Source organism: Pseudomonas sp. NFACC45 (assembly GCF_900113505.1).
Classification (GTDB): Bacteria; Pseudomonadota; Gammaproteobacteria; order Pseudomonadales; family Pseudomonadaceae; genus Aquipseudomonas; species Aquipseudomonas tehranensis.
This window is the reverse complement of record NZ_FOPO01000011.1, coordinates 142,621-166,118: the sequence shown is the minus strand read 5'-3', so window position 1 is coordinate 166,118 and position 23,498 is coordinate 142,621. Positions and strand designations below refer to the sequence as shown.

The 23,498-nt window shown below is 60.7% G+C and carries 19 protein-coding genes; 3 read left to right on the top strand and 16 right to left on the bottom strand.

Annotated elements, in window-relative coordinates:
• Positions 1–36: 36 nt before the first annotated feature.
• The 16 genes from BM132_RS20630 to BM132_RS20555 form a co-directional block, all read right to left on the bottom strand.
• Positions 37–774, bottom strand: coding sequence for a cephalosporin hydroxylase family protein (locus BM132_RS20630; RefSeq protein WP_092397514.1), 738 nt, complete (start codon positions 772–774; stop codon positions 37–39).
• 15 nt (positions 775–789) lie between these two features.
• Positions 790–1,860 (bottom strand): class I SAM-dependent methyltransferase, encoded by a 1,071-nt coding sequence (locus BM132_RS20625; protein ID WP_092458398.1) that lies wholly within the window; start codon positions 1,858–1,860, stop codon positions 790–792.
• Positions 1,850–2,707, bottom strand: coding sequence for an NAD-dependent epimerase/dehydratase family protein (locus BM132_RS20620; RefSeq protein ID WP_092458395.1), 858 nt, complete (start codon positions 2,705–2,707; stop codon positions 1,850–1,852). Before BM132_RS20620 ends, BM132_RS20625 begins: the two co-directional genes overlap by 11 nt.
• A complete protein-coding gene (locus BM132_RS20615; RefSeq protein ID WP_092458392.1) occupies positions 2,704–3,930 on the bottom strand; it encodes a class I SAM-dependent methyltransferase in 1,227 nt (408 codons plus the stop codon). Before BM132_RS20615 ends, BM132_RS20620 begins: the two co-directional genes overlap by 4 nt.
• The gene (locus BM132_RS20610; protein ID WP_092397506.1) at positions 3,927–4,487 is read right to left on the bottom strand and encodes a dTDP-4-dehydrorhamnose 3,5-epimerase family protein; all 561 of its coding nucleotides are present in this window, start codon (positions 4,485–4,487) and stop codon (positions 3,927–3,929) included. The genes BM132_RS20615 and BM132_RS20610 overlap by 4 nt, the downstream gene beginning before the upstream one ends.
• Positions 4,484–5,566: a CDP-glucose 4,6-dehydratase gene (gene rfbG / locus BM132_RS20605; RefSeq protein WP_092458389.1), complete on the bottom strand. Its 1,083-nt coding sequence runs from the start codon at positions 5,564–5,566 to the stop codon at positions 4,484–4,486. Before rfbG ends, BM132_RS20610 begins: the two co-directional genes overlap by 4 nt.
• A complete protein-coding gene (rfbF, locus tag BM132_RS20600; RefSeq protein ID WP_076385852.1) occupies positions 5,548–6,321 on the bottom strand; it encodes a glucose-1-phosphate cytidylyltransferase in 774 nt (257 codons plus the stop codon). The genes rfbG and rfbF overlap by 19 nt, the downstream gene beginning before the upstream one ends.
• A gap of 256 nt (positions 6,322–6,577) precedes the next feature.
• Positions 6,578–10,150, bottom strand: a complete 3,573-nt coding sequence (locus BM132_RS20595) for a glycosyltransferase (RefSeq protein ID WP_092458386.1) — start codon at positions 10,148–10,150, stop codon at positions 6,578–6,580.
• A 93-nt stretch (positions 10,151–10,243) separates the two neighbouring features.
• Positions 10,244–11,809, bottom strand: coding sequence for a flagellar hook-associated protein 3 (locus tag BM132_RS20590; RefSeq protein WP_092458383.1), 1,566 nt, complete (start codon positions 11,807–11,809; stop codon positions 10,244–10,246).
• Positions 11,810–11,822: 13 nt separating this feature from the next.
• Positions 11,823–13,889, bottom strand: coding sequence for a flagellar hook-associated protein FlgK (flgK, locus tag BM132_RS20585; RefSeq protein ID WP_092458380.1), 2,067 nt, complete (start codon positions 13,887–13,889; stop codon positions 11,823–11,825).
• A gap of 10 nt (positions 13,890–13,899) precedes the next feature.
• Positions 13,900–15,204 (bottom strand): flagellar assembly peptidoglycan hydrolase FlgJ, encoded by a 1,305-nt coding sequence (flgJ, locus tag BM132_RS20580; RefSeq protein ID WP_092397497.1) that lies wholly within the window; start codon positions 15,202–15,204, stop codon positions 13,900–13,902.
• A gap of 10 nt (positions 15,205–15,214) precedes the next feature.
• Positions 15,215–16,300, bottom strand: a complete 1,086-nt coding sequence (locus BM132_RS20575; RefSeq protein ID WP_177218201.1) for a flagellar basal body P-ring protein FlgI — start codon at positions 16,298–16,300, stop codon at positions 15,215–15,217.
• A gap of 45 nt (positions 16,301–16,345) precedes the next feature.
• Entirely contained in the window at positions 16,346–17,041 is a 696-nt protein-coding gene (flgH, locus tag BM132_RS20570; protein ID WP_092397495.1) for a flagellar basal body L-ring protein FlgH, read from the bottom strand.
• Positions 17,042–17,092: 51 nt separating this feature from the next.
• Positions 17,093–17,878 carry a flagellar basal-body rod protein FlgG gene (flgG, locus tag BM132_RS20565; RefSeq protein ID WP_092397493.1) on the bottom strand — a complete coding sequence of 262 codons (786 nt, stop codon included), beginning with the start codon at positions 17,876–17,878 and terminating at the stop codon, positions 17,093–17,095.
• A 49-nt stretch (positions 17,879–17,927) separates the two neighbouring features.
• Entirely contained in the window at positions 17,928–18,665 is a 738-nt protein-coding gene (locus tag BM132_RS20560; protein ID WP_092458376.1) for a flagellar basal body rod protein FlgF, read from the bottom strand.
• Positions 18,666–19,018: 353 nt separating this feature from the next.
• The gene (locus BM132_RS20555) at positions 19,019–20,581 is read right to left on the bottom strand and encodes a sigma-54-dependent transcriptional regulator (RefSeq protein WP_092458373.1); all 1,563 of its coding nucleotides are present in this window, start codon (positions 20,579–20,581) and stop codon (positions 19,019–19,021) included.
• A gap of 424 nt (positions 20,582–21,005) precedes the next feature.
• On the opposite strand from BM132_RS20555, the gene phhA reads away from it, so the two are divergent.
• The 3 genes from phhA (at position 21,006) to BM132_RS20540 (ending at position 23,440) form a co-directional block, all read left to right on the top strand.
• A complete protein-coding gene (phhA, locus tag BM132_RS20550) occupies positions 21,006–21,791 on the top strand; it encodes a phenylalanine 4-monooxygenase (protein WP_092458370.1) in 786 nt (261 codons plus the stop codon).
• Between the two features lie 99 nt (positions 21,792–21,890).
• A complete protein-coding gene (locus BM132_RS20545) occupies positions 21,891–22,247 on the top strand; it encodes a 4a-hydroxytetrahydrobiopterin dehydratase (protein WP_003184087.1) in 357 nt (118 codons plus the stop codon).
• Positions 22,247–23,440 carry an amino acid aminotransferase gene (locus BM132_RS20540; RefSeq protein WP_092458367.1) on the top strand — a complete coding sequence of 398 codons (1,194 nt, stop codon included), beginning with the start codon at positions 22,247–22,249 and terminating at the stop codon, positions 23,438–23,440. The genes BM132_RS20545 and BM132_RS20540 overlap by 1 nt, the downstream gene beginning before the upstream one ends.
• The last annotated feature ends 58 nt before the right edge of the window (positions 23,441–23,498 follow it).

Genomic DNA, 23,498 nt, shown 5'->3' with positions numbered 1-23,498 from the left:
CAACCTGCCAGACGCCAATGATTTGATACGGATGAATTAACGAACCCGGCGCAGATAGCCATCCGGTGCAACGGTGATCAGCAGCTTGTTCTGCAACTGCCGGTCAATTTCGAAATCGCCATTTTCCTCAAGGTATTTCCACACCGCGGTTTTCGGGTTGTCGCCCGGGCCCCATGGACGATCCGGGAAAAAGTCCGCCGGCATGTCCTCGACCACGGTGTCCATCACCACGCAATAGCTGCCCACCGAAACCAGCGGTGCGTACAGGCGCAGTTCTTCGAGGACATGGTCGTGGGTGTGGTTGGAATCGAGCACCAGGATGACTTTTTTGCCTTTGGCCGCAGCATGGACCTGCTCGGCGATGGCCGGATCGATGCTCGAGCCCTCGATCATCGAGATGCGTTTGCTCATCGGGTGGTTTTCGATGGCTTCACGGTTATGCGGGCGGATATCCAGGTCGATGCCCAGCACTTCGCCGTGGCCTTGCAGTTCCAGCAACGAGGCGTAATAGATGATCGAACCGCCGTGGGCGATGCCGCACTCGATGATCAGGTCAGGCTTGATCTGCCAGATCAGTTCCTGCATGGCCATCATGTCCTGCGGCAGCTGGATGATGGGGCGGCCCATCCAGGAAAAATGGTAGCTGTACTTGTGACGGGCCGATTCGTTGAAAAACTCCTTGGCCAGGCCAACGAGTTTCTGGTCTTGGCCTTGACCGGCGATTTCGGTCTGGCATTGGGCTTCGAAGGCTTTATGGATCGTGTTGTCGGTCATGTTCGAATCTCGTGGTTATTGGAACGAAGCACTGTCAACGGCGTGGTAGACGTAACGCCCACCGGTCATCCGCTTGATCTCTTCAAGGTAATTGGAATTCATCACAAACACGTGCGCCCCTTCAGGCAAGGTATCCATCGCCTCATCCGGTGAGCAGACACGCGCGCCGCTCAAGGGCAGATACCGTCCTTGCTTGGCCGGGTTGATATCCACCACGCAGTCCACCGCCACACCCGCGCGTTGCAGGAACAGCGAATAGATCACCCCTTTGGACGAAGCCCCCCAGATCGCCGAGCCTTGCTGCGGCGCAGCCTGGATAATCTGCACCGCGCGCCCGAGACTGGCAGTGAAGCCGTCCGGCAACGCAAGTTCCGCCGCGGGTTCTTCCGGCGTCAGGCGCAACGTAGCCAGGTCAGCCACGATGTACAGGTACTGGCCGCCGAACAGATGTCCGGCCTCATGTACCGTGCCGAACATTCGGCGCAGGTCATCAAGGCGGAAATAATTGACATGCTCGTAGAACAGGTCGAACCAGGCGCGATGCTCCAGGATCCAGTCCAGGCAAGGCACTTCGATGTAGATTTGTCCGCCCTGGTTGGCCGCTGCGATTTCGGCGAGAAAGCTCAGCGGGTCCTGGATGTGCTCAAGCACATGACGAAGCACCACTGCATCGGCCGACAGGCCCAGGTCACGAGTGAACGGCGCCTTGATCACATCGGTGTTATCGCCCTCGTAGGCCGGGTCGATGCCCGTGATGGCGTAGCCACGCTGCTTGAGCAGCTCCAGGAAATAACCCTTGCCACAACCGACCTCGATCAGCTCCTGAGCGCGGAAATGCCGGGCAATGATGCCTTCTACCTCAGACAGATGCTGCTGGAACTGAGCTGAGTGGGCCTGTTCGTTCTGATAATCACTGTCGTAGCTGAGCTTGTCGGCATCGAATGCCTGGTTGAAGACCAACCCGCTCACTTCGTCCTGGACGAGTACCATATCGGCACACGCCGAGGCTTTGGCCGACTGCTCATCGGCAAAGGTTCGGTTTTGCAGCACCGGAAGACCGGTGGCCCGGTACAGCTCACGCGTCATGTGCGGCTCCCAATAAGGTTTGCAAACGGTCAGCCACGCCCCAGAACGCCATGGGTTCGTGAGTCGGATAAGGATATTGGCCCAGGTTCAGGCGAAGGATGGCACCACGCTCGCGCAGGTGTGCTTCCACCAGCGCGCGCACCGACACCGGCTCGCCGCTGGAACAATTGACCACGCCATTGAATCGCCGCCGCAGCAGCAGGCCAGCCAAATGGGCGACCGCAGTCTCGATGGGCAGGTAATCGCGCAACTGCTCCCCCCCAGACATATCGAATACCGCTGCTTGCGCATCGATCGCCCGGTCCAGCGCCGCCAGCAGACTGTTGGGGTTCTGGCCAGCGCCATGCAGGTAGAACAGACGGGCCCACTGCAAGGTAAAGGGATGCTCGCGTTGCAGGTGTTCGAGAAACAGGCGCAAGGTATTTTTCGCCAAGCCGTAAGGATTGGCCGGTTGCGGCGCAGTCTGCTCGTCGAGCGGCCCGCTTTGCAGGCCATATTCGAAACAGGTGCCAGTGACCAGCACTTGGGAAACGCCTGCCTCGACGGCCTTTTTGATGAAGCGATAATCAGCCATCAAGTTGTGTTCGAAATGAAACAGTGCGTGGTAATTCGGCAACCCAGGCCATGCCAGGTGCGCCAACGCATCGACTCCTTCGGCCAGCGCCGCGACGTCCAACGCGTCATCGTGAACATCAGCCGCCACGAACTCGACCTGGTCGAACCAAGGCAATGCTCTCGCCGGTTCGACCCGACGGGCAACAGCCCTTACCTCACAGCCACGCGCTAGCAACGCCTGGACCAGATGACGGCCGACGAACCCCGTAGCGCCAGTCACCAGGACCTTCATAGCACCGTCAACTCAGGCACGGCGATCACGAACTGCCCACCCCACTGGCGAACCTCGGCCAACTGCTGGCTGACTTCGCTCAACAGGTTCCAGGGCAGGACGAGGACATAATCGGGTTTCTCCCGCGCGATACGCTCAGGCGACACCACAGGGATTCGACTGCCCGGCAGGTACTTGCCCTGTTTGTGCGGGTTGGCATCGGCGACCCAGGCCAATAGGTCGGGTTTGACCCCAGCATAGTTGAGCAACGTATTACCTTTGGCGGCCGCGCCATAACCGACCACATGCTTGCCATCAGCCTTGGCCTGCAACAGGAAGCGCAGCAAACCATGCTTGATGGCCTCCGCGGCCGGCGCCAGGGTGGCGTAATACGCAGAAGTTTTCACGCCAGCAGACAGCTCAGCCTGCAACTGCTGTTGCACCGTGGCCTGCACCGGACGACGCACGTCATCGGCACGCTGGACGAACACCCGCAACGAACCGCCGTGGGTCGACAGTTGGCTGACATCGAATACTTCCAGCCCGTTGCGCTCGCACAGTGTTTGTACGGCCGTCAGCGACAGGTAGGAAAAATGTTCGTGATACAGAGTGTCGAACTGCTGCCCGGCCATTAGCGTGAGCAATTGCGGAAACTCAAACGTCGCTACGCCCGTCGGCTTCAGCAGCGTGGCGAAACCGACGAGGAAATCATTGATGTCCGGCACATGGGCGAGCACGTTATTGGCCGCCATCAGGTCGGCTGCCCAACCCTCCCCCATGAGTTGCAACGCGGTATCGCGGCCAAAGAACAGCTCGCGAATTTCCAGACCCTTTTCACGAGCCGCCTCGGCGGTGCTGCGGGTCGGCTCGACGCCCAGGCACGCAATGCCGCGCTTGGCCACGTACTGCAACAGGTAACCGTCGTTGGCGGCAATCTCCACCACGCGGCTGTCCGGGGTCAAATCGAAGCGTTCGACCATCTCGGCCACATAGCGCTCGGCATGGGCCAGCCAAGTACTGGAGAACGAACTGAAATAGGCATAGTCGGCGTCGAACAGACTGTCGGCGCGGGTGTAATCCTCGGTCTGTACCAGCCAGCACTGCTGGCATACCGCAACCTTGAGCGGCACCCACTGCTCGGCCTGCTCCAGTTGGTCGGCCCGCACGTAGGCGTTGGACGGCGGCGACGTGCCAAGGTCAATCAGTGGCAACACCAGGGCAGTCCCGCAACCTCGGCAATTCATACACGCACTCCAGCGAAATGCTCATCGAGCAAGGGATGGCTGCTGTCCCGGATCGACAGATTATTGACAGGCAGCGGCCAGGCAATCGCCAGCCGCGGATCATTGACCGACACGCCACCCTCATGCTCCGGGGCGTAATCGGCACTGTGCAGATACAGGAGTTCGGCATCGTCAGTCAGGGTCTGGAAGCCGTGGGCAAATCCGGCCGGGATCAACAGGCTGCGTCCGTCACCCGCCGTTAAATGCTCGGCATGCCAGCGCAGGAACGTGTCGGAATCGGGGCGCAAATCCACCGCCACATCCCAGACCTCACCGCGCAGGCAAGTGATCAATTTGGCCTCCGGTTGCGCCGCGCTCTGGTAATGCAGACCTCGCACACTGCCTCGCTCGCGGGTGCAGGAATGGTTGATCTGACGGATATGAAAGGGTTGGCCGAACGCGCTCAGACTGCCCTCGCAGAACAGCCGGGCAAAATGCCCGCGCTGGTCTTCGAAGCGTTTGTGCTGGACGCTGAACAGCCCGGCAAGAGGCAATGCCTTTAACAAAAACTCGCTCACAACGCGCCTCGGTACAGGTTCAATTGGCCGAGGGTGACCTGACGCATGTCATCGCCGTTCTGCCACGCCAAATGCCAATCGAGGGTCTGGGCCAGACACTGCTGCAACGACCAACGCGGCTGCCAACCCAACAACTGCCGGGCGCGGCTGCTGTCCAGGCGCAACAGGCCGGCTTCATGCAAATCGCTCGGTTCGATCCGCAGGCCTGGCGCCAGCGGCCAGCGCTCGGCGAGCAACTGAACGACTTCGCCGACGCTGCACATGTCAGCCTCGCCGGGGCCGAAGTTCCAGGCACCGGCGAACTCCGGGCCTTGCTCAAAGAGCCGCGCAGCCAATTGCAGGTAACCGGCCAGCGGCTCCAGGGCGTGCTGCCAGGGGCGTACGGCCTGGGGATAACGCAGCGTCACCGGTTCGTCCGCCGACCAGGCCTTGAGCACGTCCGGGATCAGCCGTTCAGGGGCGAAGTCACCGCCGCCCAGCACGTTTCCGGCCCGGGCCGTGGCCAGGGCCAGGCCGTGTTCGGCGTAACGATCGGCGGAGAAAAACGAGGCGGCATAAGACTGCGCCAGCAACTCGCAACAGGCCTTGCTGCTGCTGTAAGGATCATGGCCGCCCAGGGCTTCGTTTTCGCGGTAAGGCCACAGCCATTCCTGATTGGCATAGACCTTGTCGGTAGTGACCAGAACACAGGCTCGCACGCCGCCGATCTGACGGACCGCTTCGAGCAGGTTCAGGGTGCCCATGACGTTACTGGAATAAGTGCCCAGCGGGTCGCGATAACCCTCGCGCACCAACGGCTGGGCCGCCAGGTGCAGGACGATCTGCGGCTGCACGTCGGCGAGCACTTCCAGCAAGGCACCGAGGTCGCGCAAATCACCGCGCCGATCATCGATGCCCTCGCCTACGCGGGCCAACTCGAACAGGCTTGGATCAGTGGCCGGATCCAGGGAAAAGCCACTGACCTGCGCGCCCAGGCTTTGCAGCCACAGCGCCAGCCAACTGCCCTTGAAACCGGTGTGGCCGGTAACCAGCACTCGCTTGCCGCGCCAGAACTCCGGACTCAACCCCATTGCTTCCATGGGGCCTCCCCGCTTTGCCACAGGGCCTCAAGATGATTTTTATCTCGCAGGGTGTCCATCGGGTGCCAGAAACCGTCGTGCTGGAACGCCTGCAGTTGCTGTTCCGTTGCCAACGCCGCCAGCGGTTCGGCCTCCCAGGAAGTCTGGTCGTCAGCGATATAAGGCAGGACCTTGGGCGAGAGTACAAAAAAACCACCGTTGATCCAGCCGCCGTCACCCCGAGGTTTTTCGGTGAAACCCAGGACGCTATCGCCGTCGCGCTCCAGCGCACCGTAACGTCCAGGAGGTTGGACCGCCGTGACCGTGGCGAGCTTGCCGTGGGCCAGATGAAAATCCACCAGTGCACCGATGTTGAGGTCCGAGACGCCGTCGCCATAGGTAAAGCAAAACGCCTCTTCGTTTTCCAGATAACGCGCCGCGCGACGCAGCCGCCCTCCGGTCATGGTGTCTTCACCGGTGTCGATCAGGGTCACGCGCCACGGCTCGCTGTAGTTCTGGTGAACGTCCATGCGGTTGTTGCACATGTCGAACGTGACATCGGAGGTGTGCAGGAAGTAATTGGCGAAGAAGTCCTTGATGGCGTAGCCCTTGTAGCCCAGGCAAATGACGAAGTCGTGGATTCCATGGGCGGAATACTGCTTCATGATGTGCCAAAGAATTGGCTTGCCGCCGATTTCGATCATCGGCTTGGGCTTGAGGTGCGACTCCTCGCTGATCCGCGTGCCGAGACCACCTGCCAAGATAACTGCCTTCATCGTCTCCCCTCTTGTCCATCACCGGGCTCGGCCAAGCGTTGTTTCGCTTTGCGGGCGCGGGGATTACACCTTCGATGCCGATCCGGGCGCCGCGGTATGCCGCAAGCGCTCGTTTTATGGCGATATGAGGGGGGCTTGCAGGAAACGCGCCAGCTCGCTGGAGGGGATTTGAATCAGAACAGGGTTGGATACTGATCTTTGTGGCGAGGGAATTTTATCCCCTCGCCACAGGCCTTCCGGCCCAAACAGCTCATGCTCAGTCCGGCAACCAGCCCCACAACCAATGCTGCAAGTTGTCGCCACTGAGCATGAAATCACGAAGCACTGCTTCGCGCAGTTCATCGCCCATGCGGTAGCTGGCGTCAGGGTCGGCCAGGTGCATGCGGATTGCCGCGATCCACTCCTCGGTGCTGTTGCTGCGTACTTTGGTACACGGCAGGAAACCGTCGTAGGCCTTGGTGTCGGTGCAGATCACCGGGTAACCGCAGGCGCCGTATTCCAGCAGGCGCAAGTTGCTCTTGCAGTCGTTGAAGATGTGGAACTCCAGCGGCGCCAAGGCCAGGTCCAGGTTCAGGCTGGCCAATTTGGAAGGATAAGTGCTCAAGGCAACCGACCGGTGGAATTCATGGATGTACGGCCGCAGCGCATCCGGACACATACCAAAGAAGACCCACTCCACCTCGTCTGCCAGCTCGCGAACCACGTCCGCAATGATCTCCAGGTCACCGCTGTGACTTGTCCCACCTCCCCAACCCACCCGAGGCTTGGAGGACGTACCGCGACGACTGGTCAACCGACTCCATGGTTTGGGCGGCAGCATGTTGGGCACGATACGGATCTCATGGTGCATGCTGGACAACGCATCAGCGAGCGACGGCGTCGTCACCACAACGCGATCACACAATCCGATCCCTTCGCGCAGCATCTGCTCGATATTGACCGGCTTGTTGCGCGCATGAGTGTTTTTCTTGGGCGCATTGACGACGTAATCGTCAAGCTCGAAGATCCGCAGGGCATTGGAATACTTCTTCATCCTCAGGATATCGCCAGCAGCACCTTCACTGTAGCGCCCCTGCAAGACGATCGTATCCGGCGACAAGCGCTCGACTTCTACGGTCGAAGGCGACTCGTAGGCGACTCGGGCAATCACCCGTCCCGCAGCCTCCAATTCGGCCAACGGAGCCGTGACACGATAATGGCCGACCGCGGTGGCGTTGACCGGCAAGCCAAGCACCAGTGGCAACGCGCGGGTGTAGAACGGATTCCAGTTGTTGCGCAGCGAAGGCTCCAGGCTGAAGCTCGATGCTCCCAGGCTCAGCGCAGGATTGTAGGCAGGATCCCGGGCAATCTGCGGTAACCACCTACGAGAGAAGATTTCGTGTTCGCGCTCCATTAACGTGGTTTCATCGGGCCGGACAACGCTTGATTGAGGGTCGACTTTCATCAAGGTGGCGTAAGGCGTCCAAACCACCAGATAGCCGTGCTGGCCAGCGCGCAAGCACAGGTCGACATCGCTGAGACCGAGGGTAAAGGACGTTTCGTCCAGGTAGCCGAGTTCATCGAAAACCTGCTTGCGCACCATCAGGCAGTCGCTGCTCACCGAACTCCAGTTCTGGGTCGTGTGCAAACGTTGCATATAGCCCCGGGAAGCCGCTGACTCACCATAGAACGGCGTCCCCACCGGCCCGGCCAACCCGAGAATCTGCCCGCCGCCAACAAGGGCGCCTTGAGGGCTGAGGATCCTGGCACCTACCACCGCGACCTCAGGTCGCTGGGCATGATTGATCATCTCGTCCAGCCAATCATTATCGCGAACGATAATGTGCGTACTGAGCAGCAGCAAGTATTCACCACGGGCATGGCTGGCGGCAAAATTACGCACAGCGGCGTCATTGGCCTCGCCGACATGACGCAGCACCCGCAGCATGCTCGCCCCCAACTGAGCCATGTTCGCCAGCCAGTCGAGCATGGCCGGATCCTGGACGCCGCTGTCGACGATCAGGATTTCATAATGGGTATAGGCAGTACGCTCGATCAGGCTTTCGGTGCAGTGTTGCAACGCCGCAAGCGAGTCACCGGTACGCACGATAATCGACACCAGCGGACGTGCACCGTGTCGATAGTTGATGCGATTGATCAACGGCATCGTATCCGGTGAGATCTTGTGTTCGATGCCGATACGATCCAGATGCGCGCCAACCAACCGGGCATTGCCTTCAATGACCTCGGGCAGCGACAACCATTGGGCGAAGCTCAGGGCCGACTCGACTTGGATTTCCGGAATGTGTTCGATGGTCTGAGGGCCGGCCTCTTCCACCAGGCGCCAGAGCAGATCGTGGGGCGCCAGTTCACCCTGGGCCGGCTCGAAGCCGCCTGCGGTCATGAACCGCTCACGCTCGAAAGCCAAGGTTCGGCCAACATAAGGATAGGCCCGCATCAGGTCCAGGTTGAAGTCCGGCTTGAATACCGGCTCGAAGGACTCCCCGTCCACCAACGCACCTTCATCACTGTAGACGCAAAGGATGCCCTGCCTCCCGGCCACGCGCTCGGCCAGGATCAGCAATGCCGAATCGCGCAAAACGTCGCCCGCTCGCAGCAGGTAAAACCAGTGCGCGCCTTCCAGCTGTGGAATGATGGCATTGAGCTGACGCTGCCAATCGGCCTGATAAGGCAACTGCAGCACTCGCTCGTCGACCTCGCAATGCGCATCGGAAAGCACCACCACGGCCTGGGCGCGATACAGTTGGCCCTTGATGCTACGCAACGTCGCCGCAAGCGACGTCGCATCGCCAAGAGCATCGATGATCACAGGCACGATGTTCGGCTGAAACGACCAGCTATCGATGCGCGCGGGCATGACACGCCGCTCAACCTCGCTGAACTGGCGGACGCTCAGCCACTCGCGGTAAAAGTCGGCGTAGCTCTCACTTTGCGCACCTACCCGACCATTGACGACGGTATTGCGGTTGCCCAGCACGCGGGTTACGCAGAGTTCCTGCCAGGCATGAGGCTGGTCAGTGATTTTGTTCAAATCGATGCAGCGCACCCAACCCGAGGCCGGAGCCGCTTCGCCGCTGCGCGCAACAAGCATTTGCGCCAGCCACCCCCCTTCTGCCTTCGCGGCCTTGAGCATTTCCGGAGTCTTGCTCAAACGCTCCGGGTACAGTCGCTCGACACTCAACACGGTATTCAAGGCAATCAAGTTGCCACGACGCATCAGGCAGACGAACAAAGCAAAGTCGAGCAAAGCGACAAAACCGGCACCGTCCTGAAGGAGCGCCGGCAGCAATTCCAGCACATCGGCCCGGCGCATCAGCGCGGAACTGAAATTACCAACGAAATTGGTCAGCGTGCTCTCGAAAATCGCCAGCATGTCATCGCCCTTGAGCAGGGCATCGTTGGGCGAGAAGCGGCAATTGTCCACACGGGGTGGCAGGATGAAGTTACCTGCGTCACACAACAACCGAAGCGCGAACACAACGCTGACATCAGCATGATCCATCAACGCCTGGGCCTGCATGGCAATGCTCGGCGCAAACAGCCGATCATCGTCACACAGCACTTTGATGAACTCGCCCCTGGCCTCCTCGACACAGCGCAACAGGTTGCCCTGAAGCCCCAGCCGCTGCGGATTTCGCAGATAGCGGATCGGATGGGACGGTTCAGTGAAGGAATCGACTATCCGACGAATTTCATCGCCAGGCGAATCGTCGCAAACCACGATTTCGATCTGTGCGTAAGTCTGGGCAAGGGCACTGAGCAGTGCCTGGTCGAAGAACCGGGGGTTGTACGCAGGAATGACGATGCTGACGAGGGGCAATGATTTCACGGTGAAAACTCTCGAGCGGCGGGCCCCGGCCTTTTCAGGCCGAAGCCCCGGAACCGCTTAAAAAAGACGGTTGGCGGCTCGGTCGATACCGGCTCAGATCTTGTTGAACAGGCCCAGTTGGGCGATCTTGCTGAAAGCCAGTTGCGAGGCCTGCAACATGGTCTGCTGCAAGGTCAGGCGCGTCATCACTTCAGCCGCATCGGAATCACGAATCGACGATTGGGTCTGGCTATTGGCCAACAACAGACTCTGGTTCGTGTCGCTTTGGGTTTCCAGAGCCTGACCACGCCCACCTACCGAACTCAAGGCGCTGGACAACTGATCGGTGCCGCTGGCCAGGTTGCCAATACCGGAGGCCAGCGAAGCCTGCAGCTTTTGCAGCGCAATCGGATCGTTGTTGGTCGGCGTGCTCAACGCGGTTTTCAGTTGGTTCACGGTGTCCAGAATGTTCTGGGTCTCGTGGGTATTGACCGCGATACTGAACTGATCGCCCGCACCGGGCGTACCGTCGAGTGTGAAGCTCACACCCGAGGCGGTGGCCACGTTGCCGGCCAGAGTGCCGCTGGACACCGGCTGGCTGTTGGCGGTCAACGGCGCGGCGTACAGGTCGAAATCGGTGGCGCTGGTGAACTTCAATACGGCCGAACCGGTAGGGAAACTGGCGTGATACGCCACCGGGTCGGTGATCTCGCTCCCCGTGACCTGGACGGCGGTCGGGTTGCCCGGGCTACGGGTCGCGACAAAGGTGTCCGGCTTGGCGGCCAGGGTGAAGGTATGGCCTGGCAACACGGTATTGGCATCATCACCGGTTTGCAGATTGATGTTCAAGGTCAGTTCCAGGCCACGGAACTGCACTGCCTGACCGCTTTTGCTGGTGGGGTCAAAAGCGCCGCCCTGGCTGGCTTCGGCGGTGACGTCGTTGCCGCCGGAGTCGGTGATTCTCAGTTGCGTGCCACTGGTGAATTCAACGGTATACGGCTCGCCGCTGCGGAATTTGCTGTTGTAGCTGACACTGGACGAGACCTGACCGTCGGACAGCACTACACGACCATCATTCACCGCCGGCGCGGTCATGGTGACCTGGCTGCGACTGGTGTTGACGGCCTGCTGGAACACTTCCCAGCCGGTGCTGTTGGTGGCCATCGACATGGTGTCGCCGACTGGCAGGTCGAGGGTCACCTGGTCACCGTTGTAGCTGTAGCTGCCATCAGTGTTACGGGTGAACGGGATGGTGTCGCCCTTGGAACCGGCGAAAATGTACTTGCCGTTTTCGTCCTTACTGTTCATCAGGCTGAGCAACTGCTCTTCGATCTGTGCCAGCTCGGAGGCGTTGGCCTGGCGGTCGGCGTCGGTGTAGCCAGCGTTGCCGGCACCGACGGCCAATTCCTTGGCGCGTTGCAGCACGTTGCCAATGCTGGTCATCACCGCTTCAGTGGTGCCCAGGGTGGCCTTGATGGTGTTGGCGTTGGTTTCGTACTGGGCCAGCATCGAGGCCTGCGTGCCCAATTGCAGCAGACGCGAAGCCCCTACCGGGTCATCGGCGGCGGTATTGATGCGCACCAGGCTGCTGGCCTCTTCGCTGGTCTTGACCACATTGGCGAAGTTTTTCTGATAGTTCGCAGCCGTGGATTCGTAAAACTGGGCGGTAGAAATTCGCATGGGCTACGACTCCTTAAAGACTGTTGATCAATGTGCTGAAGATTTCCTGCGCAGCCTTGATGATCTGCGAAGACGCGGTGTAGTACTGCTGATACTTGACCAGGTTGCCGGTTTCCTCGTCCAGGTCCACGCCCGACAGCGAGTCGCGAGCGCCTTTGGCGTTATCCAGGATCGCACCGGTGGCGGCGCTGTCGAGTTTGCCCTGGGCGGCCTTGGAGCCGACCCCTTCCACCAGCTTGCCGTAGGCATCGCCCAGGGAAATACCCTTGCTGGCGGAACCGGTGTCCACGGTCTTGGCAGTCTGCAAACCGGCCAGGACAGTACCGTTACGGTTGTCCAGGCTGCCGGCCTGGCTGACGCTCACATCGATCGCGGCGCCGTTGGACGGCGCGCCCGCAATCGACATGTCGAAGGTGACGGTACGCTGCACCGGCGGTGCGGAAGAATCCATGATCGGGTTGCCGCTGGCATCCTTGAGCGGAACGCTCAGGCTCAAGGTATTGCTCTGGCCGGGCTTGATCGTGCCATTGCTGATCTCGACGCCCGTGGCATCGAGCAACTGATAAGCCTGGCTGGTGCCGTCGGCGGACGTCGCGCCGAAGACCACCTTGACTGGCATCGAGGTCTTGATGCCGTTCTGGATGATGGTGGTGGTGGCTTCGTCATAGATATCCAGCTGCGACGTCATGGCCGGCTGGCCGCTGGCCGGAATGGTCAGCGTACCGCTGCCGCCCGGCACGATGGCGGCGCCCAGCGGGGCGGCAATCGCCAGCCGCTTGGAGTCGGTCATCTCGGTCTTGATACTGGTCGCTGCGTTGCGGGTCGGGGTGATCTTGAACGAATCACCAGCGGCAGCGGTGCCATTGGCGAAGGTCATCGAGAAACCGTCGATCACCGGCGGCGGCGTCGTTGCGGTATTGAACGACCCCATCGAAGTGCCGTCGGGCAGGCGCTGGACCGTGTAGTCGGTGCCGCTGGTGAACGTCACCTTGTAATCGTTGGTGGTCAGCGCGCCGGTGTCTTTGATGGCCACGTTGAAGTTGCCGGAACCGGCGCTGTTGTCCAGCGCGGCAATGCTGCGCTGGCTCATCTGCGCGGCACTGTTGATGTTGGTGAACAGGTTGGAACCGAAGGCGCCGTTCTTGTCGATGCCGGAGGCCTGGATCGCGTTCATCTGGTCGGCGACCACCAGGGCCACGCGGCCCAACTCATTCATGGCCGGGTCGAGCACGGTGCTGCGATAGCGCATCAGGCCGCCGATCTCGCCACCGGTGAGTACCTGGGTGAGGTCCATGACACTGGAGCCGCTATTGAGCTGGATCCCCAGGCGCCCCGGATCGTTCTTGTCCGGCACGGTTTGCAGGGTATTGACGGTATTGCCCATCACCAGCGGCTGGCCGGAACCCAGGTAGATGTCCAGGCTGCTGCCGTTCTCCACGACCTGAGTACCGGTGAACGCCGAGAGCTGGAGGATGGTCTGGTTGCGGGCATCGAGCAGATCGTTGGGAGCCCCGCCGGAGTTGGAGACTTCGGCGATCTTCTTGTTCAACTGAGCAACGGTGGTGGCCAGTTTGTTGACCTGATCGACCATGCTCGACAGGTTGCCGTTGATGTTCTGGTTCTGCTCCGTCAACTGGCTGGCGACCGAATTGAAACGGTTGCTCAGGGCCTGGGCATCGCTGAGCAACAACTGACGGGACGCATCGTCACCCGGCTTGGCGTTGACGTTCTGCACCGACGCGAAAAACTTGGTCAGGGCGCCGTTAAGACCGGTGCCACTGTCCGAGAGCAGGGAGTCGAGCGGGGTGATCTGCCCTTGATAGGCCGCCGCATCGCTGTTGAGCGAGGTCGTGGTCTTCAACTGCGCTTCAAGGTAAGAATTATAGACCCGGCGCACATCGGCCAGGGTGGTGCCGGAGCCGATGAACACGTTGCCGTATTGATTGGACGCTTTGGTGGTCTGCACAGTCTGCTGACGCGAATAACCGGCGGTATCAACGTTGGCAATGTTGTTACCCGTGGTCACCAATGAGGTCTGACTTGCGGACAGACCCGACATCCCGATGTTGAGCAAACTCATGGTTCAGACCTTATAAAGTCGTAGTGGCGCCAGCCGAAGCGTAGTTTTGGTAACTGGTCATCTGCCGGGCTATATTCGAAATCTTGCTGGCGTAGTTCGGGTCGGTGGCGTAACCGGCCTTCTGCAACTCACGCACAAACTGTTCCGGGTTATCGGCCGACTTCAGCACATCTTGATAGCGACTGTTGCTTTGCAGCAGATTGACCAGATCATGGAAGCTGTCGCGATACGAGGCGTAGGAACGGAACTGGGCCGTCTCCTTGACCATCTCGCCATTGCGGAATTCGCTGGTGATCGCCCGCGCCGAATCGCCCGTCCAGTTCTTGCTGGCCTTGATACCGAACAGGTTGTGGCTGCTACTGCCATCGGGCTGACGCATGACCGACTTGCCCCAGCCGGTTTCCAGGGCCGCCTGGGCCACCAGATAACGCGGGTCTACGCCGATACGGTCTGCGGCTTCCTTGGCCATTGGCAGCATGGCATCGACGAACTCATCAGCATCGCGGAAGGCCTTGCGAGCAGGAGCCAGGGGTGGCTGCGCCACGGCGCGACCGTACACCTGCATCGATCCGCTCGGTTCTGCTGCCTTGAGCGCGGCCAGCCAGTCGCCATTGGCCAGTTCGCCGGTGGCAGGCTTGACGGCGGTGATGGCACGATCCGGCAATATGTTCTGCGCCTTGACGTCAGGCGCTGCGGCAGCCGAAGGCACCAGCCCGGCAAGCAGACGGTCGGCCAGTTTCGGCGGCAAGGCCAGGCGGCGCTGGTTGAGCAATTCCATGTCGTTGCGATGAACGCCCTCGCCCGCCCCTTGCGGCGCACTCACGGCCCGCGAAGCCCACAACGGACGCTGGCCGTTGGAGCGCGACAATGGCCCGTCGGGTAATGTTCCGGCGGCAATGGGCGTCGGCACCGGGGCCTTGACGGCCTCGTCCAACGCTTGCTCCTGCTTGCCGGCCGCCAGTGTTGCCGCCTCGCCTGACACCAGGGGTTTGTTCTTGGACATCTGGCGCAGCAGCACGTCGGCCAAGCCGATACCACCGCCCTCGCGAGACATGGAAACGGCCAACTGCTGGTCGTACATTTCCTGGTACTGCTTGGCTTCAGCGGTATTGAGCGGGTTGTCCTTGCCCATCGACTCGGTGGCCGCGCGCATGGACTTGAGCATTTCACCGATGAACAACGACTCGAATTCCTGCGCCACTTTGCGCAGGTTGCCGTCACTGTTCTTGTCGCCGACCTTGAGCTGGTTCAGGCGATTGAGGTCCGAGTAGGAACCCGAATCCCCGCTGATCAAAGCGCCCTTGCGCATATCCATGGCTCGTTCCTTAAATCACGATCAGGTCGGCTTGCAACGCGCCGGCCTGCTTCAAGGCTTCGAGAATCGCCATCAAGTCGCCCGGCGCCGCGCCGACCTGGTTCACCGCCCGGACAATTTCATCCAGGGTAGTGCCCGGGCCGAACTTGAACATCGGCTTGGCTTCCTGCTCGGCATTGACCCGCGAACGGGGCACCACGGCGGTCTGGCCATTGGACAATGGTCCAGGCTGGCTGACGATCGGGTCTTCGGTAATGGTCACGGTCAGGCTGCCGTGGGTCACCGCAGCGGGTGAAACCTTGACGTTCTGGCCGATCACAATGGTGCCGGTACGCGAGTTGATGATGACTTTCGCCACCGCCTGGCCCGGATCGACTTCGAGGTTTTCCAGGATCGACAGGTAGTCGACCCGCTGACTCGGATCCAGCGGTGCAGTGACGCGCACCGAACCACCGTCGATGGCCTGGGCCACGCCTGGGCCAAGCATGTCGTTGATCTTGTCGACGATGCGCTTGGCGGTAGTGAAGTCGTAACGGTTGAGGTTCAGGGTCAGGCTGTTGCCCTGGTTGAAACCGCTCGGTACCGCACGTTCCACCGACGCGCCACCAGGAATGCGGCCAGCCGACGGAACGTTGACGGTGATCTTCGAACCGTCGCGCCCCTCGGCGTCAAAGCCGCCCACCACCAGGTTACCCTGGGCGACGGCGTAGACGTTGCCGTCGATACCCTTGAGCGGCGTCAGCAGCAGGGTGCCGCCGCGCAGGCTCTTGGAGTTACCGATGGACGAAACAGTGATATCCACCTGTTGCCCGGGCTTGGCGAACGCCGGCAGGTCGGCACTGACCGACACCGCCGCGACGTTTTTCAACTGCACGTTGCCCGACCCCGCCGGCACCTTGATACCGAACTGCGACAGCATGTTGTTGAAGGTTTGCAGGGTGAACGGGGTCTGGGTGGTCTGGTCACCCGTGCCGTTCAGACCCACGACCAAGCCATAACCGATCAACTGGTTGGAACGCACGCCGGAAATGCTGGCGATGTCCTTCAGACGCTCGGCTTGAGCGGTGAAGGCCGCCGTCAGCAGAAACGCGCCCATCAACAGCTGCTTGAGATTCAACCGCTTGAGATTCAACTGGGCCACCTAGAAAGGGAACTTCGGGCTGAGGAAGAAACGGTCGAACCAGCCTGGCTGACTCGCATCGGCAAAGGCACCGGTGCCCGAGTAGGTAATACGTGCGTCGGCTACACGGGTCGACGATACGGTGTTGTCGGTAGCGATATCATCGGCGCGAACCATGCCGGCGATACGCACCAGTTCGTCACCGGTGTTGAGGGTCAGCCACTTCTCGCCCCGCACAACGATGATGCCATTGGGCAACACATCGGCGACGGTCACCGTGATCGAGCCGGTCAAGCTGTTGCTCTGGCCAGACTTGCTGTCACCCTTGGTAGCCCGGTCGGAGCCATAACCGGCGTTGAGGCTCAGGTCCCCGCCACCGATGGGATTGTTGGTGGTCAGGCTGGAGCCGAACAACGACGTCAGGCCGACGCTGGTCTCGCTGGTCTTGTCGATCTGCGAGTTGGCGTTCTTGCTGGCCTGGGTCCGCTCGTTCAGGGTGATGGTGATGATATCCCCGACCCGGAAAGCCTTGCGGTCGCTGTACAGGTTCTGCTCAAAACCGGCCTGGTAGATCGAACCATTGTTGGCGGCGGCCGGCAACGGTGTGCGCGGCAACACCGGAGCGTAATACGGGTCATTGGCCTTGGGCGTTGGCGCGACACAGCCCGCGAGCGCGGTAATCCCACTCAGTGCCAGAACAGATACGAAGCGATTCATGACCCTACCTCTTGGTGTTGCAGGCGACCTCAGGCCGCCTTATAGACGTGATTACAGATTCTGCGTAACGAACGAGAGCATCTGGTCGGCGGTGGAAATCACCTTGGAGTTCATCTCGTAGGCGCGCTGGGTGGTGATCATGTTGACCATCTCCTCCACCGTACTCACGTTGGACGTTTCCAGGGTGTTCTGCAGCGTGGTACCGAAGCCGTTCAGGCCTGGCGTACCGACTTGTGGCGCGCCGCTGGCCGCGGTTTCCAGGAACAGGTTGTTACCCGCCGCTTGCAGGCCGGCCGGGTTGATGAAGTCAGCAGTCTGCAGGTTGCCGATCACCTGAGAGGCCGGGTTGCCCGCCACGGTGATGGACACGGTGCCGTCGCGGCCCACGGTGAACGTTTGGGCATCATTCGGAATGATGATGGCCGGTTCCAGCGCAAACCCGCTGGCGTTGACAATCTGGCCATTGGAGTCAAGGTGGAACGTACCGTCACGGGTGTAGGACGTGGTGCCATCGGGCTGCAGAATCTGGAAGAAACCGCGACCGTCGATCGCCATGTCCAGCGGCTGCTCGGTGGTTTGCAGGCTGCCGGCGTTGAAGTTTTTCTGGGTGCCGACGATGCGCACACCGGTACCCACTTGCAGGCCCGACGGCAGTTCGCTGTCCTGGGTCGACTGGGCGCCTGGCTGGCGTTTGACCTGATACAGCAGGTCCTGGAACTCGGCGCGATCACGCTTGAAACCCGTGGTCGACACGTTCGCCAGGTTGTTGGAAATAGTAGAAAGGTTGGTGTCCTGGGCGGACAGACCTGTTTTGGCAACCCAAAGAGCCGGAAGCATTCGATTCTCCTCGTACGCCTGTTTTTCGGCGCAACGCTGTAATTAATGATTAGATCTGCAAGACCCGAGCCATGGCTTCGTCGCCTTCTTTGGCGGTGTTCATCATCTTGACGTGAAGCTCGAACTGCTTGGCCAGGGCCAGCACCGAAGTCATCTCGTCCACGGCATTGACGTTGCTCGCTTCCTGGAAACCCGATACCAACTGCACGTTGGCGTCGATGGGTGCAGGCTGGCCGTCCTTGGTACGGATGGTGCCGTCCAGGCCCTTGGTCATGTTGCGAAGATCCGGGTTGACCAGCTTGATGCGGTCGACTTCAGCCATCACGCGCGGACCTTCGCCCATGGCGCGGATGCTGATGGTGCCGTCCTGGCCGATTTCGATTTTCTGCTCTGGCGGCACGGCGATCGGACCACCGTTGCCCATTACCGGCATACCGTTGCCGGCCCGCAGCACGCCCAGGGCGTCAACGTTGAGGCTGCCGGTGCGCACGTAGCTTTCACCGCCTTCAGGGTTCTGCACAGCCATCCAGCCCGGCCCGCTGACTGCCACGTCGAGGTCGCGGCCGGTTTCCACCAGCGCGCCAGGGGTGAAGTCGGTGGCTGGACGCTCGGACATGGCAAATGCCCGCGCCGGAAAGCTGTCGCCAAACACCGGCATCGAACGAGCCTGTTCCAGGTCCTTCTGAAAACCGTTGGTGGAGATGTTCGCCAGGTTGTTGGCATGGGCCCGCTGCGCCAGTGCATTCTGGCTGGCGCCGGTCATTGCCACATAAAGGTACTTGTCCACTGTCGTTCCTCTGCATGCCGGACGTTTGCCGTCCACTGCTGTACTGCTGAGCACTAAGCAATTTGCAGACCAACTTTTTTCTGGCGCCGTCGAGCCGCACAAACAAAGGGTTTGCGGGTTCTTGAAGGGATTTGGGGAAATGTATCGAAGACGAAAAACCGGCGGTGTCATGCCGCTGCAAGGCAAAGGATGACCGGATGGGCAGGCTCACGAATACTTGTGGCGAGGGGATTTATCCCCGCTGGGCTGCGAAGCGGCCCCAAACTGTGCCTGCTTGCGCGGTGTGTCAGACAGAATATCGGGGGCCGCTTCGCGCCCCAGCGGGGATAAATCCCCTCGCCACAAATAACGGATTACATCCCAGGTTCCTTACCGACCTCATACTCACGCAACTTATTGGCGATGGTGGTATGGGAAACCCCCAGCCGCTTGCCCAGTTGTCGGCTGCTGGGGTGTTCGGAATACAGCCGCTCAAGCACCGCTTTCTCGAATCGCCCGACGATGTCGTCCAGCCCGCCCTCCAGGGAAAAGTCCCCCAGGGGCTGACGCACGCCGTAGTCCGGCAGGCGGATGTGCTCGGCCTTCACGGTTGCGCCGTCACATAGGGAAACGGCCTGGAACAGCACGTTTTCCAGCTGCCGAACGTTGCCTGGCCAGTGGTAGTGGCTCAGACGGTCCATCGCCGCCGGGGCCAGTTTCGGTAGCGCACAACCAATCTGCCGACTGGCCTGGTCAAGAAAATGTTCCACCAGCGGCATCAAGCCGTCGAGGCATTCGCGCAGGGGCGGGATGTGCAGCGAAAGGACGTTCAAGCGGTGGTACAGATCCTGACGGAATTCCCCTCGGGCGCAGAGTTCGGACAAATCCACCTGCGTTGCACAGATCACCCTGACATCCAGGTACACCTCTTCATCGCTGCCGACACGACGGAAGCAACCGTCCTGCAAAAAGCGCAGCAATTTCACTTGCAGGCGCGGGCTCATTTCCCCCACCCCGTCGAGGAATAACGTGCCTCCGGCGGTCAGCTCCAGCAAACCGAGCTTGCCTTCGGCACGGGCGCCCTCGAAAGCACCGGGGCCATAGCCGAACAGTTCGGTCTCGGCCATGGACTCGGGCAACCCCGCGCAATTGAGCGCCATCAGCGGAGACTGCCCGCGCGGACTCGCCAGGTGACAGGCGCGAGCCAGCAACTCCTTGCCAGTGCCGGTTTCGCCCTCTATCAACAGCGGCGCATCCAGTGGCGCCATGCGTCGGGCCTCGCGGACCACCGCAGCCATTACCTTCGAACTCTGGAAAATGCTGTCAAAGCCGCGCAGCTCCTGCTTGCGCACGTTATAAATGCGCTCGCCGACCCGGTCCGCCCGATGCAGCGTCAGCACCGCACCGGCCATGGCCTCGCTGTCGTCGTGCTCCGATTGCAGTGGCGCGATGTCCGCCAGGAACACATCGCCCCTGACCTTGACTCGCAAGCCGTTGATGCGTGACTGATTGGCCCGCACCAGCTCCGGCAGGTCAAAATCCTCGGCGTACCGGGACAGGGGGATTCCTGGCACTTCGTCCACTCGCACCCCGAGCAACTGCGCCGCTGCCCGGTTGGCGGCGACGATGGAGCCTGCCATGTCGATGGACAGCACCGGAAATTCCAGGGCGCCGAGCAGCGCGTTGAGCTCCATGTGCCGGCGCTCACTGGGCATCAACCCGACGCGCTTGACGCCGAACACCCCGGCAATACCTTCGAACTTCGGACGTAGCGCCTGAAACTGGATGTTGATCAGATTCGGGCAGTGCAGATAAATCGCATTGCCGTGCTCACCACCCACTTCCCCGCGGGCGACGTTGATGCCGTACTCCACCAGCAAGTTGAGAATGTCCCGCAGGATGCCGATGCGGTTCTGGCAATGGACTTTGATGCGCATAAAAAGACCCGATGTGTATTAGGAATTCGTGGCGAGGGCACTCGCTCCCGCTTGGAGCTGCCGAGCGAAGCGAGGCTACGATCTTTTCCAAAACACTTGAGTCCCAACAGATCGCAGCCTTCGGCAGCTCCTACGGCACAGCCCCAGCGGGAGCACGCTCCCTCGCCACAAAGAATTTCTGCAGTGGCGCGCAAATAGTCGTCAAGATTATGTGACAGTTGTAGGCCGATTCCCACTCGAAAATCTCCAGAACATCGCCACGCCAGCCGATACGTAACGAAAACTTTACGTTATTGGCCTTTATCAGAGACTGATCTCTGCGTCTCGTCGCTGCGCCGACGCCTGCTTCGGGTTATCTCTAATGCATCGCTGGACATAACAACAAACAAGCCGTCCCCCAGAGGGAAATCAGCAGGAGAGCAGCATGAAGCAGACGCAATACGTGGCCCGCGAGCCCGATGCGCAAGGTTTTATCCACTACACCGCCGAGGAACACGCGGTGTGGAACACGCTGATCACCCGCCAGCTCAAAGTCATCGAAGGCCGTGCGTGCCAGGAGTACCTGAACGGTATCGACAAGCTGGGCCTGCCCCACGACCGTATCCCGCAATTGGGTGAAATCAACAAGGTGTTGGGCGAAACCACCGGCTGGCAAGTCGCCCGGGTACCGGCGCTGATCCCCTTCCAGACCTTTTTTGAATTGCTCGCCAGCAAGCAGTTTCCAGTCGCGACGTTTATTCGTACCCGCGAAGAACTGGATTACCTGCAAGAGCCGGACATTTTCCACGAGATATTTGGCCACTGCCCGCTGCTGACCAACCCCTGGTTTGCCGAATTTACCCACACCTACGGCAAACTCGGCCTACAGGCTTCCAAGGAAGAACGCGTCTACCTGGCGCGCCTGTACTGGATGACCATTGAGTTCGGCCTGGTGCAAACCCCGCAAGGCCGACGCATCTACGGTGGTGGCATCCTGTCTTCGCCCAAAGAAACCGTTTACTGCCTGTCGGACGAGCCGGAGCATCAAGCCTTCGATCCGCTGGAAGCCATGCGCACGCCGTATCGCATCGACATCCTGCAGCCGGTGTATTTCGTGCTCCCCGAGCTCAAGCGACTGTTCGACCTGGCCCACGAAGACATTATGGGCATGGTCAAGCGCGGTCGCGAACTGGGCCTGCACGCTCCGAAATTTCCGCCAAAAGCTGCGTGAACCGCGTCTTTTAATCTCAATTGAGTCTGTTGCACAACGCGGCTTTGCTTTAGCGTGAGTGCATCGACGTTTTTCAAATATTCGATCCGGGAACACACCATGAACACTCTGAACCAAGCCCATTGCGAAGCCTGCCGCGCCGACGCTCCACAAGTCAGCGACGAAGAACTGCCGGTACTGATCAAGCAGATCCCGGACTGGAACATCGAAGTGCGCGACGGCGTGATGCAACTGGAAAAAGTCTTCCTGTTCAAGAATTTCAAGCACGCCCTGGCCTTCACCAACGCCGTCGGGGAAATCTCCGAGGCCGAAGGTCATCACCCGGGCCTGCTCACCGAATGGGGCAAAGTCACCGTGACCTGGTGGAGCCACTCCATCAAAGGTTTGCACCGCAATGACTTCATCATGGCCGCCCGCACCGATGACGTGGCCAAGACCGCCGAGGGCCGCAAGTAATGCATTTCGATGCCATCGGCCGGGTGCCCGGCGATCCGATCCTCGGCCTGATGGAGGCTTACGCGGCAGACAGCAATCCGGGCAAGTTCGACCTGGGCGTGGGCGTCTATAAAGACGCCCAAGGCCTGACGCCGATTCTTGCGGCAGTCAAACAGGCCGAGCAGCGCCTGGTGGACCGCCAGAGCACCAAGACCTACATCGGCGGTCATGGCGACGCCGCGTTCGGCCAGTTGATCAATGAACTGGTGCTGGGCGCCGACTCGACGCTGATCAAGGACAAACGCGCCGGTGCTACCCAGACGCCGGGCGGCACCGGCGCCCTGCGCCTGAGCGCCGACTTCATTGCCCAATGCCTGCCGGGCCGCGGCGTATGGTTGAGCAACCCGACCTGGCCGATTCACGAAACCATCTTCGCCACTGCCGGGGTCAAGACCAGCCATTACCCCTACGTGGGCACCGACAATCGCCTGGATTTCGAAGCGATGCTGGCGACCCTCAGCCAGGCGCCCAAGGGCGATGTGGTGCTGCTGCATGCCTGCTGCCACAACCCCACCGGTTTCGACCTGACCCAGGAGCAATGGCGCCAGGTGCTGGAGGTGATGCGCAGCCGCAACCTGCTGCCGTTGATCGACTTCGCTTATCAAGGCTTCGGCGATGGGCTGGAGCAGGATGCCTGGGCCGTGCGGCTGTTTGCCCAAAGCTTGCCTGAAATCCTGATCACCAGTTCCTGTTCGAAGAACTTCGGCCTGTACCGCGACCGCACTGGCGCGCTGATCGTCTGCGCCGGCGATGCCGACAAACTGGTGGACATCCGCAGCCAACTGGCGAACATCGCCCGCAACCTGTGGTCGACGCCGCCGGATCATGGCGCAGCCGTCGTGGCGACGATTCTGGGCAACCCGGATCTCAAAAGCCTGTGGGCCGACGAAGTGCAGACCATGCGCCTGCGCATTGCGCAGTTGCGCAGCGGCCTGCTGGAAGCGCTCGAACCTCACGGCTTGCGTGAGCGCTTCGCCCATATCGGCGTACAACGCGGGATGTTTTCCTACACCGGCCTGACGCCGGAACAGGTCAGGCACCTGCGCGAACGTCACAGCGTGTACATGGTCGGCACAGGCCGGGCCAACGTGGCCGGCATTGATGCCACGCGCCTGGATTTGCTGGCGGAGGCGATTGCTGACGTGTGCAAGTAACATGTAGGAGCTGCCGAGCGAAGCGAGGCTGCGATCTTTTGATCCTGACCTTTCGCTC